Below are 13,675 nucleotides of genomic sequence, written 5' to 3' on the forward strand. Positions count from 1 at the left end.
CTCCTTCGATGGTGCGGGTGTGGGCGGGGGTGTCGGGTGGCGCGAGGGCGAGTGAGCCGAAGGGGCTGAGGCGCCCTGGCGGGGGCACCTCCCAGCGGTAGCTGGGGGAGAACCGAGCCTCATAAAGAAAGGGGGGCGCAACTCAGCGGTTGTACGCGGGCATCGGCCCCCGCAGCCGGGTCCCGACCTCGTCGCAGGCCGCGACCACGTCGGCCGGCAGCGGGCCCGCCTCGGCCGCCGCCACATTGGCCCGCAGGTGCTCGACGCGCGACCCGCCGAGCAGCAGCGCGTCCACCCCGTCCCGGCCGAGCAGCCACCGCAGCGACAGCTCGACGAGTCCGAGGCCCGCGCCCTCGGCGATCCGGGCCAGGTCCTGGACGGCCTCGAAGAGCCGGGGGTCCCAGTACCGTTGCCGGTACATCTCGGCCAGCCGGGAGTCGCCGAACCGCCCCGACTCGGGCGTCTCCTCGAAGACATGGCGACCGGTCAGCAGTCCGCCACCGAGCGGGTTGTAGACCATGGTGCGCACCCCGCTGGTGGCCGCGTACTCCAGATACTCCTCCTCCACCCGCCGGGCCAGCAGGTTGTACAGCTGCTGGGCGACCACCGGCCGCGGCGCGCCCACCCGCTCCGCGGTGTGGCCGACCTCCGCGATCTGCCAGGCCGCGTAGTTGGACACGCCCAGCGCCAGGACCTTGCCCTCGGCGACGAACTCGGCGACGGTGCCGAGGGTCTCCTCGAGCGGGGCCGACCGGTCGGGCTGGTGCAGATAGAAGAGGTCGACGTGGTCGGTGTTCAGGCGCCGCAGGCTGCCTTCGAGAGCCGCCCGCAGCCCGCGCGCGGACAGCGGGGAGTGGTCGCCGTGGTCGGGGTGCGGCATTCCGGCCTTGGTGGCCAGCACGATCCGGTCCCGGCGGCCGGGCAGCAGCTCGGCGAGGATCGTCTCCGTGACCCCGCCGGCGTAGGCGTTGGCGGTGTCCACACCGGTCACCCCGGCGTCGAGCGCCGCGTCCAGCATCGCGGCGGCCCCGGCGCGGTCGACCGTGTCGCCGAAGGTCATGGTGCCCAGCACCAGGCGCGAGAGCGGCACCGGCACGCCGGGCAGCCGCACCGCGCCGGGCGAGGTCCGGGAGGTGGTGTCGGGGTGGGTCATCAGGGGGTGGCTCCTTCGGCCGGCGCCCCGGCGCGCATGGCGCGCCGGGGCGTGACGGGATGGCGGATCAGGACGGGGTGGCGGGGTCCGGCGACATCGCGGGGTCGGGCGACCTCGCCGGGTCGGGTGACGCCGCGGCCGCGGTGGCGATCGCGGAGACCAGGGCGCGCGGCTTGCGCCCCCGCATCGTCGTCGGGTCGAGGGCGGCGCGGCGCAGCGCCCTGGTGTACGGCTCGGCGGGCGCGGCGAGGACCGTCTCCGTGGGGCCGGACTCGACGACCCGCCCGCCGCGCATCACCACGACCTCGGAGCTGATCTCGCGGACCACTCCGAGGTTGTGCGAGATGACGATGTAGGCGAGCTGCCGCTCGGTCTGTAGATCGCGCAGCAGCTTGAGCACCTGCGCCTGGACGGAGACGTCCAGCGCGGAGGTGGCCTCGTCGCAGACCAGCAGCTCGGGGTCGCTGGCCAGGGCGCGGGCGATGCCGATCCGCTGCCGCTGCCCTCCGGAGAACTCGCCGGGGCGCCGGTGGAGGGCGCTGGCGGGCAGCCCCACCTGGTCGATCAGCTCCGCGGCCCGGCGGGCGCGCTCGGCCTTGGAGGTGACACCGGCCAGCCGCAGCGGCTCGGCCACGGTCTCCTCGGCCGTCAGATGGGGGTCCAGGGAGCCGTAGGGGTCCTGGAAGACCATCTGCACCCGGCGGCGCAGCGGGCGCAGCCGCCGCTCCGGGAGGGTGGCGATGTCGGTGCCGTCGAGCAGGATGCGGCCGGCCGTGGGGCGCAGCAGCCGGACGAGGGAGCGGGCGATGGTGGACTTGCCGCAGCCGGACTCGCCGACGATGGCGAGCGACCCGCCGCGCTCGACGGTGAAGCCGACGCCGTCCACGGCGCGGAACTTCCCGCCGTGGACGGGGTATTCGACGACGAGGTCCTCGACGGCCAGCAGGGGTGTGGTCACAGCGCCTCCCGGGGTGCGGCGGCGGGGGCCTTGGGGGCGCTCTCGTCCCAGGGGCCCAGGGTGGGGACGGCGGCGAGCAGGCCGCGGGTGTACGGCTCGGCGGGGTGGTCCACGATCCGCTCGACCGGGCCGGACTCCACGAACCGGCCGTCGCGCATGACGTGGATGCGGTCGGACACCAGCCGGGCCACGCCCAGGTCGTGGGTGATCATCAGGATGCCGATGCCGGTGCGCTCCTGCAACTCCATGAGCAGGTCCAGGACGCCGGCCTGGACGGTGACGTCCAGGGCCGAGGTCGGCTCGTCGGCGACCAGCAGTTTCGGCTCGGCGGCCAGGGCGATGGCGATGAGGACACGCTGGAGCATGCCACCGGAGAACTGGTGCGGGTAGGCGCCCCAGCGGGTCTCGGGGTGCGGGATCCGCACCCGGCCGAGGAGTTCGATGCCGCGGGTGCGCGCCTCGGCCTTGGACAGTTCGGGGTGGCGCAGCCGCAGCGCCTCGCCCAGCTGGTGGCCGATGGTGTGCACGGGGCTGAGCGCGGTCATCGGGTCCTGCGGGATGAGGGAGACGCCGCGGCCGCGGATCCGCCGGATGGCCTTGGGGTCGGCGATGATGTCGCAGCCGAGCACGCGGGCGGTGCCGGAGAGTACGGCCAGCCCCTCGGGCAGCAGGCGCAGCAGGCCCATGGCGGTGGTCGACTTGCCGGAGCCGGACTCGCCGATGAGCGTGACCGTCTCGCCCGGGGCGATGGTGAAGCCGACCCCGTCGACGGCGCGGACCACGCCGCTGTCGGTGATCAGCTCGATCTGTAGGTCCTCGACCTCCAGCAGGGGGGCCGTCTCGCTGGTCTCGCTCATGAGGACACCTCCGTGGCGCGTCGGCGGGTGCGGTCGCGCAGACCGTCGCCCAGCAGGTTGACCCCGACCACCAGGAGCACGATGACCAGTCCGGGCAGGGTCACCAGCCACCAGGAGGTGGTGATGTAGTCCTGGCCGTCGGAGATGATCCGCCCCCAGGTGGCGAACGGCCGCTGGGGCCCGGCGCCGAGGTAACTCAGCGCGCTCTCCAGCAGCACCGCCTGGGCGAGCAGCAGGAGGACGACCAGGGACGCCTGGCGGACGATGTTGGGGATGACGTGGCGGGCCAGGATGGCGATCTGGCGCAGTCCGAGCACCCGGGCGGCGGCCACGTACGGCTTCTCCCGCTCGACCAGGACCAGCGACCGGGTGAGCCGGGCCACCTCGGGCCACTGGGCGACCGCGATCACGCAGGTGATGACGGTGACGGAGGGGCCGAAGAGGGCGACGACCAGCAGCAGCATCATCAGCAGCGGCAGCGACATCTGCGCCTCCAGCAGCCGGGAGACGACCGCGTCGACCCAGCGGCCGAAGTATCCGGCCGCGGCGCCGGCGACGATGCCGATGAGGCCGGAGACGACGACCGCCAGCACGCCGACGGTCAGCGACACCTGGCCGCCGTGCAGTACCCGGGAGAGCAGGTCACGGCCGAGCTGGTCGGTGCCGAAGAGGTGGCCGTCGGTCAGCGGCGGCAGCCGGCGCGCGGAGAGGTCCTGGTCGTCGGCTCCGGCCAGCGGCAGCACCTGGGCGAGGGCCACGGGGACCACCACCAGCAGGGTGCACACGGCGCCGATCCACAGTTTCAGGCTCGCGCTGCGGCGGCGCCGGGTGGCGGTGGCGCGGCTGCGGTCCTTCGCGGTGACCGCGCTCGGGCGGGGCGGCTGGGCCGTCTCGGCCGGGGCCGGGGGTTCGAGGGCGCCTTTCATGTCTCAGGCCGCCTTTCCCAGGCGCACCCGCGGGTCGAGCAGCGGGTAGGCCAGGTCGATGAGGAGTTGGACGAAGACCGCCAGGGCGGCGGTGACCAGGACGGTGGCCTGGATGAGCGGGTAGTCGCGGGTCTCCAGGGCGCGGACGACGAGGGAGCCGACGCCGGGCCAGCCGAAGACCACCTCGACCACCACGACGCCGTTGAGCATCGCGGCGAATCGGGTGCCGAGCGCGGTCAGCACCGGGATGGCGGAGTTACCCAGGGCGTAGCGCCAGGTCAGCGCGCGTTCGGAGACGCCGCGGGAGCGGGCGACGGTGATGTACGGGGAGGCGAGGGCCGCGACCATCTCGCGGCGGACCAGCCGGGATATCAGCGCCATCTGGAGGACCGCCACGGTGACGGTCGGCAGGATCAGGCCGCCCCAGGTGGTGAACCCGGAGGCGGGGAGCACCGGCACCAGCACGGCGAAGACGGTCAGCAGCATGACGCCGATCCAGAAGTCCGGCATGGACTGCCCGGCGATGGTGAGGACGTTGGCGCCCAGCTCGCGCTTGGTGTCGGCGCGGCGGGCCATCCACACGCCGAGCGGTACGGCGACGAGCGTGGTGAGCGCGATCGCGGCGACGGAGAGGGTGATGGTGTACGGGACGCGGTCGAGCACCACGTCGAAGGCGGGGGCGTGGAAGGAGTAGCTGGTGCCGAGGTCGCCGGTGAACAGGTCGCGCAGGAAGACCCCGTACTGCGTGAGCAGGCTGTCGTTCAGGCCGAACTGTTCACGGATCCGCGCCAGGTCCTCGCTGGTCGGGTTGGGGCCGGCCAGGGCCGCGGCGGGGTCGCCGGGTGCCATGCGCACCAGCACGAAGACGGTGGAGAGGGTGAGGAAGATGGTCAGGACGCTCTGGCCCAGGCGGCGGAGGAGATAGCGGATCATGGGTCAGCCCTCCAGGCGCACGGCGGCGAGGTCATAGGAGTTCACCTGTAGGAGCCGCACGTCCTGTACGCGGGTGCGGCGGGCCAGCACCACATTGGGGATGAAGGCCCACAGGCAGGGGCGGGTGTCCCAGATCTCCTTCTGGACCGCGGCGAGCTTCTTGTTCCGGGTCTCTTCGTCGCTCTCGGAGGAGGCGTCGGCCAGCCGGGCCGCGATCTCGGGGAAGACATAGCCCTGGTAGGTGTCCCGGGTCTTCTCCTTCTCGGGGGTGCCCGCGTACATGCCCTGGAGGCTGGTGCTGGCGTAGCCGGTGGGGACGGAGTAGCCGTTGCCGAGGACGTCCCAGTCGCCGCGGCGGCCCTGCCGCCACTGCAGGATGTCGCCGCCCGGCTGGAACTGCTGCAGCGAGGCGCGGACGCCGACGGCCCGCAACATCTCCAGCACGGCCTCCATCACCGAGGTGTCCCCGGGAAACTCGCCCGACTCCCAGATGATCTTCACCTTGAGGTTGTCGGCGCCCAGCGCGGCCAGCCGTTTGCGGGCCTTGCCGGGGTCGTGGACATAGGACCCGGTGCGCACCGCGCCCCGCAGGGCCAGCGGGACCACGCCCTCGGCCTGCTGGGCGGAGCCGGTGAGCACATCGCGCACCAGGGCCTCGCCGTCGATGGCGTAGCTGAGCGCCTCGCGCACCCGGGGGTCGGCCAGCGGATGTCCCCGGGGCTTGCGGAAGTTGAAGAACAGCTGGTTGACCCGGGTGCCCGTGGTGCGGTCGAGCCGCACGCCGGGCAGGCCGCGCAGCTGCTCCGCGGAGTCGGGGGTGATGGTGTCGATCACGTCGAGTTCGCCGCTGCGCACCGCGACGACGCGGCTGGACTCCTCGGGGACGAAGCGCACCCGCACCTTCTCGATGGCGGGGCGCCGTCCCCAGTAGTTGCGGTTGGCGGTCAGGGAGTACTCGCCGGTGCCGGAGTTCGCCGAGGTGACGACGTACGGGCCGGAGCCCACCCCGCCGGACAGCTCCTCGGGACGGTTCTTGGCGGCGGGGCTGATCAGGATGTTGGCCATCAGCTGGTCGAGGATCGGCACCGGGTGCTCGGTGCGCAGATGGAAGGTGCGCTCGTTCACCGGCTCGACGACGGGCAGCTCGGGGAACAGGCCGATCAGGAAGGATCCGTTGACGCCCGCGTACATCTTCAGGGCGGTGGCCACGTCCTTGACCGTGACCGGGGTGCCGTCGGAGTACCGGACTCCGGCCCGTAGCCGCACCGTCCAGCGGGTGGGCTCGGTCATCTCGAAGCGGTCGGCGAGCACCAGCTCGGTCTTCAGGCCCCGCCCGATCCGGGTGAGCCCCTGACGGACGGCGCGCTGCACCGTGACCGCCGCGTCGAACTGGTTGAGCTTGTTGTCGAGGCTGACCAGGGAGCGGTTCAGGCCCAGGCTGATGGTGCCGGGACCGGGGGCACCGGTGGGCCCCGCGCACCCGGCCAGGGGGCCGAGGGCGAGGCCGGCTGTGGCACTCGCGCCCAGGCGCAGCACGGTCCGCCGACTGGGGTGCGGACCGGATGAGAAACGGGTCATCGTCGACCTCTCGGCATTTCAGGGGAGCGACCGGCTCGCTCGATCCGCCCGGATCGCGGCCGGGCGGGTCATCGTGTCGCGGCGGTCACCGTGGCATGAATGCGCGTTTCACGCAATACCCCTCGCACACTTCGCGCAAGGTGTGTCATCATCGAGACCGCCGGGGCGGCGCGTGCCGCCGCCTCCCCTTTCCCTGCACTTCCGTGCCCTTCCGCGCTGTCCCTGGTCGTTCGAGGAGGTACCGGTGGAACCGAAGCCCAGCAGGCGACTGCTCGCCGTCGCGGACGACCTGTCCGGCGCGGCCGAGACGGCCGCCGGGCTTGAATCGCGCACAACGCGCAGTCGGGTGGTGCTCGTTCGGGACGCGGCCGCCCCTCGCCACCCGGGCGAGGCGACCGTGCTGGACCTCGACTCGCGCCATCTGCCCGCCGTCGAGGCGGCCGAGGCCGTCCGCGCCGCGCTGGCCCTGCCGCCCCCGGGCGACACCCTGGTGCTGAAGAAGATCGACTCGCTGCTGCGGGGCAATATCGCCGCCGAGGTCGCCGCCCTCGCCGCGGGCGGAGCGGGCGTGGTCGTCGCGCCCGCGCTGCCCGCCGCCGGGCGCGCGGTGCGCGCGGGCGTCGTCCATCTCGGCGCCACCCCGCTCCACCACAGCGACGCCTGGCGCGCCGAGCCGGTGCCCCCGCCGCGCTCGGTGCCCGGCGCGCTCGGCCCGGCCCGCACCGCGCTCGTCCCGCTCACGGCCGTACGGGCCTCCCGGCGCACCCTGCTGGCCGCGCTGCGGGCCGCCCTCGCCGAGGGGCGGGTGGCCGTCTGCGACGCGGAGACCGACGCCGACCTCGACGCGGTCGTCGAGGCCGCGCTGGCCGACGGGCCCGGCACCCGCCTGGTCGGCTCCGGCGGCCTGGCCGCCGCCCTCGGCCGCCACCTGGCGGGCGGCGAGCCGCCCCGGGCCGAAACCGCCGCCAATACTGCCGAGACCGCCGAGACAGGCGCCGAGACCGCCGCGCCATCCCAGGCCACGGCGGGCGCGGCCGGCCCGCGGCCGCTGCTGGTCGTGGTCGGCACGGCCGAACCCTCGGCCGCCGAACAGATCCGGCGGCTGGCCGCCGACGGCGCCACCGTCCTGCGACTCCCCCTCGAAGCCCTGTGCGCGGACGACTCGGCCGCGCCGATGGCACTGCCGCCGTTCCACGACGCGGTGACCGTCTTCACCCCAGCGCCCGGCCCGGCCCCCGCCGCCCTCTCGCCCCGGCGGCTGGTGCGCGGCCTCGCCCGCGCCGTCGCCGCCGCCGTCGCCCGCCACGACGGGGCCGTCGACCTCGTCCTGACCGGCGGGGAGACCGCCCGCCGGGTGCTGGACGCGCTCGGCGTCACCGAGCTCCACCCCGTCGGCCAGGTGCACCACGGCGCCGTACACCTCCGCACCCCCGACGGGCGATCCGTCGTGACCCGCCCGGGCAGCTTCGGCGACGCTGACTCACTGCGGCAGATCGTCCACGCGCTGCGCCCCCACCCGACTCAACGGAAGGTCCGTCCATGAACCCATCCCCCAACCCCGGCTCCCCCGCCGACGGCCCGCTCCCCCTCATCGCGGTCACCATGGGCGACGGCGCGGGCATCGGGCCGGAGGTGATCGTCCCCGCCCTGCTCGACCAGGCCACGCTGCGGCGCTGCCGCCCGGTGGTCATCGGGGACGCGGCGCGGCTGCGCCAGGCCGCCCGGCTGCGGGGCGTCGACTGCGAGATCGTCCCCGTCTCCGCGCCCGGAGAGGCCGAGTTCACCCCGGGGCGGATCAATGTGATCGACCTGGACCTGCTCCCCGCCGACCTGCCCTGGGGGCAGTTGTCCGCGGTGGCCGGGGACGCCGCCTACCAGTACGTACGGGCGGCCGCCGAACTGGCCATGAGCGGCGCGGTGCAGGGCATCTGCACCGCCCCCCTGAACAAGGAGGCCCTGCACGCGGGCGGCCACATCTTCCCCGGGCACACCGAGCTCCTCGCCCATCTCACCGGCGTCGAGGAGGTGTCGATGATGCTGGCCACCCCGACCGTGAAGGTCATCCACGTCACCACGCACATCGGCCTGATCGACGCGGTCAACCGGATCGAACCCGGTCTCGTCGAGCGCACCGTGCGCCGCGGCCACGAGGCGATGGTCCGCGCCGGGACCCCGAACCCGGTGATCGGGGTGTGCGGCATCAACCCGCACGCCGGCGAGAACGGGCTGTTCGGCTACGGCGAGGAGGAGGAGAAGATCGTCCCCGCGCTGGAGGTGCTGCGCGCGGAGGGCATCGACGCCCGCGGCCCGCTCCCCGCCGACACCGCCTTCTTCCTGGCCGGCCGCGGCGACTACGACCTGATCGTGGCGATGTACCACGACCAGGGGCACGGCCCGGTCAAGGTGCTCGGCCTGGAGGCCGGGGTCAATCTGACCGTCGGACTGCCCGTCATCCGCACCTCCGTCGACCACGGCACCGCTTTCGACATCGCCGGTACCGGCAAGGCGGACGCCGGTAGCATGATCGAGGCCCTGCGGCAGGCGGCCGAGATGTCCTCGGCCCCCGCCCGGTGACCCGGTGACGCGAGGACCAGAAGGACGAGTGACGAGTTGACGATGCCTGCCCAGGGAGCGCGGGGCCGCCGCGACCAGATCGTCCACCTCGCCACCACCACGGGCCTGGCGAGCGTGGAGGAGCTGTCCCGCGCCTTCGGGGTCACCGCCTCCACCATCCGCCGCGACCTCGCCCAACTGACCGCCGCCGGACGGCTGGCCCGCACCTACGGCGGGGCGATGGCCCTGGTGGCGCACCCCGAGGCGTCACTGCGCCAGCGCACCGGCGAGGCCTTCGAGGCCAAGCGGGCCATCGCCCGGTGGGCGGCGGAACGGATCCGTACGGGCGAGACGGTCCTGCTCGACGCGGGCTCGACCGTCGCCGCCCTGGCCCATGAGCTGCGCACGGCCGAGGATCTGACGGTGGCGACGACCGGGCTCACCGCGCTCCAGGAGCTCTCCGACGTGGACGGCGTGCGGGTGGAGTGCCTCGGCGGCACCCTGCGCCCGCTGAGCCAGAGCTTCGTCGGGCCGCTCGCCGAAGCCGCGCTGGAGCGGATGACCTTCGACCGGGTCTTCCTGGGCGCCGACGGCGTGACGGCCCGACACGGCCTGTGCGAGGCGGACCTGCGCCAGACCCGCCTCAAGGAGCTGATGGCCCGCCGGGCCGACGCCGTCTATGTGCTGGCCCACGCGGCGAAGCTCGGCCGCCACCCCTTCCACACCTGGGTCCAGCTGCCGCCGGGGTGGACGCTGGTGACGGACGGCGCCGCCGACCAGGACGAGGTGCGGGCGCTGCGGGCGGCCGGGGTCGAGGTCGTTCTCGTCGACGCGCAGTGACGCGGCCGCGCCCCGGGCCGGGGCCGGTCAGGTACGGCCGTGCCAGGAGGCCCAGAGCGCGGCGTACGCGCCACCGCGCCGCACCAGCTCCTCGTGCGGCCCGAGTTCGGTGATCCGCCCCTCCTCCATCACCGCCACCCGGTCGGCGTCGTGGGCGGTGTGCAGCCGGTGGGCGATCGCCACGACGGTACGCCCTTCGAGGACCGCGGCGAGCGACCGCTCGGTGTCCCGGGCCGCGCGCGGATCGAGCAGCGAGGTGGCCTCGTCCAGCACCAGCGTGTGCGGATCGGCGAGGATCAGCCGGGCCAGGGAGAGTTGCTGCGCGCGGTCGGGCGGCAGGGCCGCGCCACCGGCTCCCACCCGGGCGTCGAGCCCCGTCTCCGCGGCCCACTCCCAGGCGCCGACCGCCCGCAGCGCCCGTTCCAGCTCGGCGTCGTCCGCCCCGGGCCGGGCGATGAGCAGGTTGTCGCGCACCGTGCCGCGGAAGACATAGGTCTCCTGGGTGACCAGGGCGACCTCGCCGCGCAGTTCGGCCGGCGAGAGATCCGTCAGCGCCACTCCCCCGACGGTGACCGCGCCGGTGCGCGGGGAGTGGATCCCGGCGAGCAGCCGGCCGAGGGTGGACTTGCCCGCGCCCGACGGGCCGACGACGGCCAGCCGCTCTCCCCGCTCGATCCGCAGGTCGATGCCGCGCAGCACGTCCCGGCCGTCCCGGTAGGCGTAGCTCACCCCGCTGACCTCGAGGTCCCGGTGCCCCTGGAGATCCCGGCGGGCCGCCTGGCCCCGCCCGCTCCCCCTGGGCGCGGCCCCCGTGGCATCGGGCCCCAGGACATCGGCCCCCGTGGCATCGGGCCGTCGGCCGACCCCCAGCAGCCGGGCCAGCGAGGCGGAGCCGGTCTGCAGGTCGCCCAGCGAGTACAACAGCGTGTCGACCGGCCCCAGCAGCTGCTGGACGTAGAGCGTGGCCGCGGTGACCGACGCCAGCGAGACCAGGCCGTCGATGGCGAAGAGCCCGCCGATGACCAGCGTGGCCGCCACCGGCAGGACATACGCGGTGTCGATGATCGGCAGGAACACGGTGAGCAGCCCCACCGTGTGGCGCTCGGTGGCGTAGGACCCGGCGATGTCCTGGTCCGTCCGGGCGGTACGGCGCTCGGCGATGCGCAGCGCCTCGACCGTACGGGCCCCCTCGACGGTCTCCGTGAGGCCCTCGGTGAGCTGGGAGTAGGAGGCGCTCTGGGCCAGGAAGGCGTCGCGGGCGCGGCCGAAGAACCACCGGGAGGCGGCCCACAGGATGGGGACGGCGATCAGGCAGGGGAAGGCGAGCAGCGGGCCGACCACGGCCATCGCCCCGAGGGTTACCAGGATCGTGACCAGCGCGGTGAGGGCGGCGGGCACGGCGCCGCGCACCACGCGGGAGAGCACGGCCACATCGCGCGTGGTCCGGGTGACCAGGTCGCCCGAGCCCGCCCGCTCGACGGTGGCGAGCGGCAGTGTCAGCACATCGTCGACGAACCGCTCGCGCAGCTCGGCCAGGACCTTCTCGCCCAGCCTGGCCGAGGCGTAGCCGGCGGCGTGCGTCAGCAGCGCCTGGGCCGCGATGAACGCGCAGATCAGCAGCGCGGTGCGGGGGATGTCGGCGGCGCCGCGCCCGGCGTCCTCGACCAGGCCGCCCAGCAGCCAGGGGCCCACCAGGCCGCAGACCGCGGCCAGGCCGTACAGCGCCAGGACGGCGGCCAGCTCGCGCGAGTGACGCCGGGCCAGCCGGCGGGCGTGGGCACGGACGTCTTTCGCGGCGGCGACGGGCAGCGGGATGCTCATGGCCGGCCCTCCCACTCAGTCCCGGCGCGCTCCAACGCACGAGCTTCCCTCGTCACTGCTCGCTCCTCCGTCGCTGCGCGGCTCCTCAGTCCAGCCCGCGCAGCGCGCCGAGACACGCACCCCTCCTCCCACTCAGTCCCGGCGCGCTCCAACGCACGAGCTTCCCTCGTCACTGCTCGCTCCTCCGTCGCTGCGCGGCTCCTCAGTCCAGCCCGCGCAGCGCGCCGAGACACGCACCCCTCCCCCCGCTCAGTCCCGGCGCGCTCCAACGCACGAGCTTCCCTCGTCACTGCTCGCTCCTCCGTCGCTGCGCGGCTCCTCAGTCCAGCCCGCGCAGCGCGCCAGGACACGCTCATATCGCTTCCTCCTCTCGGGCGACGACGGCCCGGTAGCGGGGGTCGCCGAGGAGTTCGCTGTGCGTGCCCTGGGCGACGGCCTTCGCGCTCTCCACGTAGACGACGTGGTCCGCCCGGTCGAGCAGGATCGGGCTGGTGGTGAACACAACGGTGGTGCGGCCCGCGCGATGGGCGCCGAGACCGCGGGCGACGCGGGCCTCGGTGTGGGCGTCGACCGCGCTGGTGGGCTCGACCAGGACCAGCACCTCCGGGTCGGCCATCAGGGCCCGCACCAGCCGCAGCCGCTGCTGCTGTCCGCCGGAGAGGTCGCGCCCGGCCGCGGCGATCACGGTGTCCAGCCCGTCCGGCAGGCCCTCGACGATGTCGCGCGCGGAGGCGGTGTCCAGCGCCCGTTCCAGCAGCTCGCGGGTATCGGGCCGGGGCCCGACGGGGTCCAGTTCGGCGCCCAGCGGGCCGGCGAAGAGCAGGTCGTCGTTGGTGGCGACGAGAATGCGCCGCCGCACCTCCTCCAGCGGCAGATCGGCGAGCGGCGCGTCCTCCCAGGTGACGGCGGAGTCGACGTAGCGGCCCAGCCGGTCGGCGAGCGTGGCGGAGTCGCCCGGGGAGGCGCAGGCCACGGCCGTGAACCGGCCCGGTGCCACGGCCAGTCCCGAGTCGGGGTCGGCCAGCGGGTTCCCCCGGCTGCCGCTGGAAGGTACCCCCTGCCCAGCGGCAGCGGGGGCAGGCGCCGAGCCGGTGTGCGGCCGGGGCGGACCGGTGCCGGAGGAGAGCTCGGGCGTGAGCGCGAGCAAGCGGGTGACGCGGCGGGCGGCCACATGGCCCCGGGTCACCTGCCCGGCGGCGTCGGTGAGCCGCCGCAGCGGATCGGCCAGGTAGACGGCGTAGCCGTAGAACGCGACGAGCTGCCCGGCGCCGATCCGGCCGGTCTCCACATAGCGCGCCCCCAGCCAGACGACGACGCAGGTCAACAGGCCCGGTAGCAGCACCTTGACGGCGCCGAACAGGGCATCCACACGGGCGAGCGCCACTCCCGCGGCGCGCAGCCGCTGGGAGTCGGCGCGGTAGCGCTCGGCGAAGACCTCCTCGCCGCCGATGCCACGCAGCACGCGCAGACCGCTGACGATGTCGACGGCCCGGCCGGTCAGTTCGGCCTGGTGCTCGCGCAGCCGCTCCTGGCGCCGGTGCAGCGGGCGGATCAGCAGCGCGACCGCCCAGACCATGAGCGGCACACCGGCCAGCACCACGACGCCGAGCCGCCAGGAGGCGTCCAGCATGATGGCGGCGATGGCGGCGATGGCCACGACCGCGCCGCTGCCGCGGGCGGTACCGGCCAGCGCCTCGCCGATCCGGTCGATGTCCGCCACACCGGCGTTGACGATCTCGCCCTTGGCCACGCGCTTGGGCAGGGTGGCGCCGAGCGTGGCGGTCTGGCGGGCGATGAGCTGCATGGTGCGGTAGGAGGCACCGAGCCGGGTGGTGAGGGTGCAGCGGTCGCGCAGAATGCTGGCGCCGGCCTGCACCATGCCGAGCACCAGCACCGCGCCGCCCCACAGCAGCAGCGCCCGCCGGTCCCGGTCGATGATTCCGGTGTCGATGGCGGCGCCGATCGCGGCCGGTACGAGCGCCTGGGCCAGCACACAGAGAATTCCCCACAAAATACCGAGAAACACCGAGAAACGTAGATGGCGCAGATTCCAGGC

General features: G+C 74.2%; 11 protein-coding genes. 3 read left to right on the forward strand and 8 right to left on the reverse strand.

What is annotated here, in order from left to right:
• Nucleotides 1–142: 142 nt before the first annotated feature.
• The 6 genes from ACWY4P_RS08300 to ACWY4P_RS08325 all read right to left on the reverse strand — a co-directional run bounded on the left by ACWY4P_RS08300 (nt 143) and on the right by ACWY4P_RS08325 (nt 6,405).
• A complete protein-coding gene (locus ACWY4P_RS08300) occupies nt 143–1,153 on the reverse strand; it encodes an aldo/keto reductase (RefSeq protein ID WP_456209585.1) in 1,011 nt (336 codons plus the stop codon).
• A gap of 67 nt (nt 1,154–1,220) precedes the next feature.
• Entirely contained in the window at nt 1,221–2,111 is an 891-nt protein-coding gene (locus ACWY4P_RS08305) for an ATP-binding cassette domain-containing protein (RefSeq protein ID WP_456209587.1), read from the reverse strand.
• Nucleotides 2,108–2,968 (reverse strand): ABC transporter ATP-binding protein, encoded by an 861-nt coding sequence (locus ACWY4P_RS08310; protein ID WP_456209588.1) that lies wholly within the window; start codon nt 2,966–2,968, stop codon nt 2,108–2,110. The genes ACWY4P_RS08305 and ACWY4P_RS08310 overlap by 4 nt, the downstream gene beginning before the upstream one ends.
• The gene (locus ACWY4P_RS08315; RefSeq protein WP_456209590.1) at nt 2,965–3,894 is read right to left on the reverse strand and encodes an ABC transporter permease; all 930 of its coding nucleotides are present in this window, start codon (nt 3,892–3,894) and stop codon (nt 2,965–2,967) included. The genes ACWY4P_RS08310 and ACWY4P_RS08315 overlap by 4 nt, the downstream gene beginning before the upstream one ends.
• A gap of 3 nt (nt 3,895–3,897) precedes the next feature.
• Nucleotides 3,898–4,827, reverse strand: a complete 930-nt coding sequence (locus ACWY4P_RS08320) for an ABC transporter permease (RefSeq protein WP_456209592.1) — start codon at nt 4,825–4,827, stop codon at nt 3,898–3,900.
• A gap of 3 nt (nt 4,828–4,830) precedes the next feature.
• A complete protein-coding gene (locus ACWY4P_RS08325) occupies nt 4,831–6,405 on the reverse strand; it encodes an ABC transporter substrate-binding protein (RefSeq protein ID WP_456209594.1) in 1,575 nt (524 codons plus the stop codon).
• 244 nt (nt 6,406–6,649) lie between these two features.
• Between ACWY4P_RS08325 and ACWY4P_RS08330 the strand changes: the two genes are divergently transcribed.
• The 3 genes from ACWY4P_RS08330 to ACWY4P_RS08340 are packed head-to-tail and all read left to right on the forward strand — an operon-like array spanning nt 6,650 to nt 9,798.
• Nucleotides 6,650–7,948, forward strand: a complete 1,299-nt coding sequence (locus tag ACWY4P_RS08330; RefSeq protein WP_456209596.1) for a four-carbon acid sugar kinase family protein — start codon at nt 6,650–6,652, stop codon at nt 7,946–7,948.
• A complete protein-coding gene (gene pdxA / locus ACWY4P_RS08335; protein ID WP_456209597.1) occupies nt 7,945–8,979 on the forward strand; it encodes a 4-hydroxythreonine-4-phosphate dehydrogenase PdxA in 1,035 nt (344 codons plus the stop codon). The genes ACWY4P_RS08330 and pdxA overlap by 4 nt, the downstream gene beginning before the upstream one ends.
• 42 nt (nt 8,980–9,021) lie before the next feature.
• Nucleotides 9,022–9,798 carry a DeoR/GlpR family DNA-binding transcription regulator gene (locus tag ACWY4P_RS08340; protein ID WP_456209598.1) on the forward strand — a complete coding sequence of 259 codons (777 nt, stop codon included), beginning with the start codon at nt 9,022–9,024 and terminating at the stop codon, nt 9,796–9,798.
• Nucleotides 9,799–9,825: 27 nt separating this feature from the next.
• Here the strand turns inward: ACWY4P_RS08340 and ACWY4P_RS08345 are convergent, their stop codons facing one another.
• Nucleotides 9,826–11,619 carry an ABC transporter ATP-binding protein gene (locus ACWY4P_RS08345; RefSeq protein WP_456209599.1) on the reverse strand — a complete coding sequence of 598 codons (1,794 nt, stop codon included), beginning with the start codon at nt 11,617–11,619 and terminating at the stop codon, nt 9,826–9,828.
• Between the two features lie 352 nt (nt 11,620–11,971).
• Entirely contained in the window at nt 11,972–13,612 is a 1,641-nt protein-coding gene (locus tag ACWY4P_RS08350; protein WP_456209600.1) for an ABC transporter ATP-binding protein, read from the reverse strand.
• Nucleotides 13,613–13,675 lie beyond the last annotated feature (63 nt).

The organism is Streptomyces sp. LZ34 (assembly GCF_053890475.1).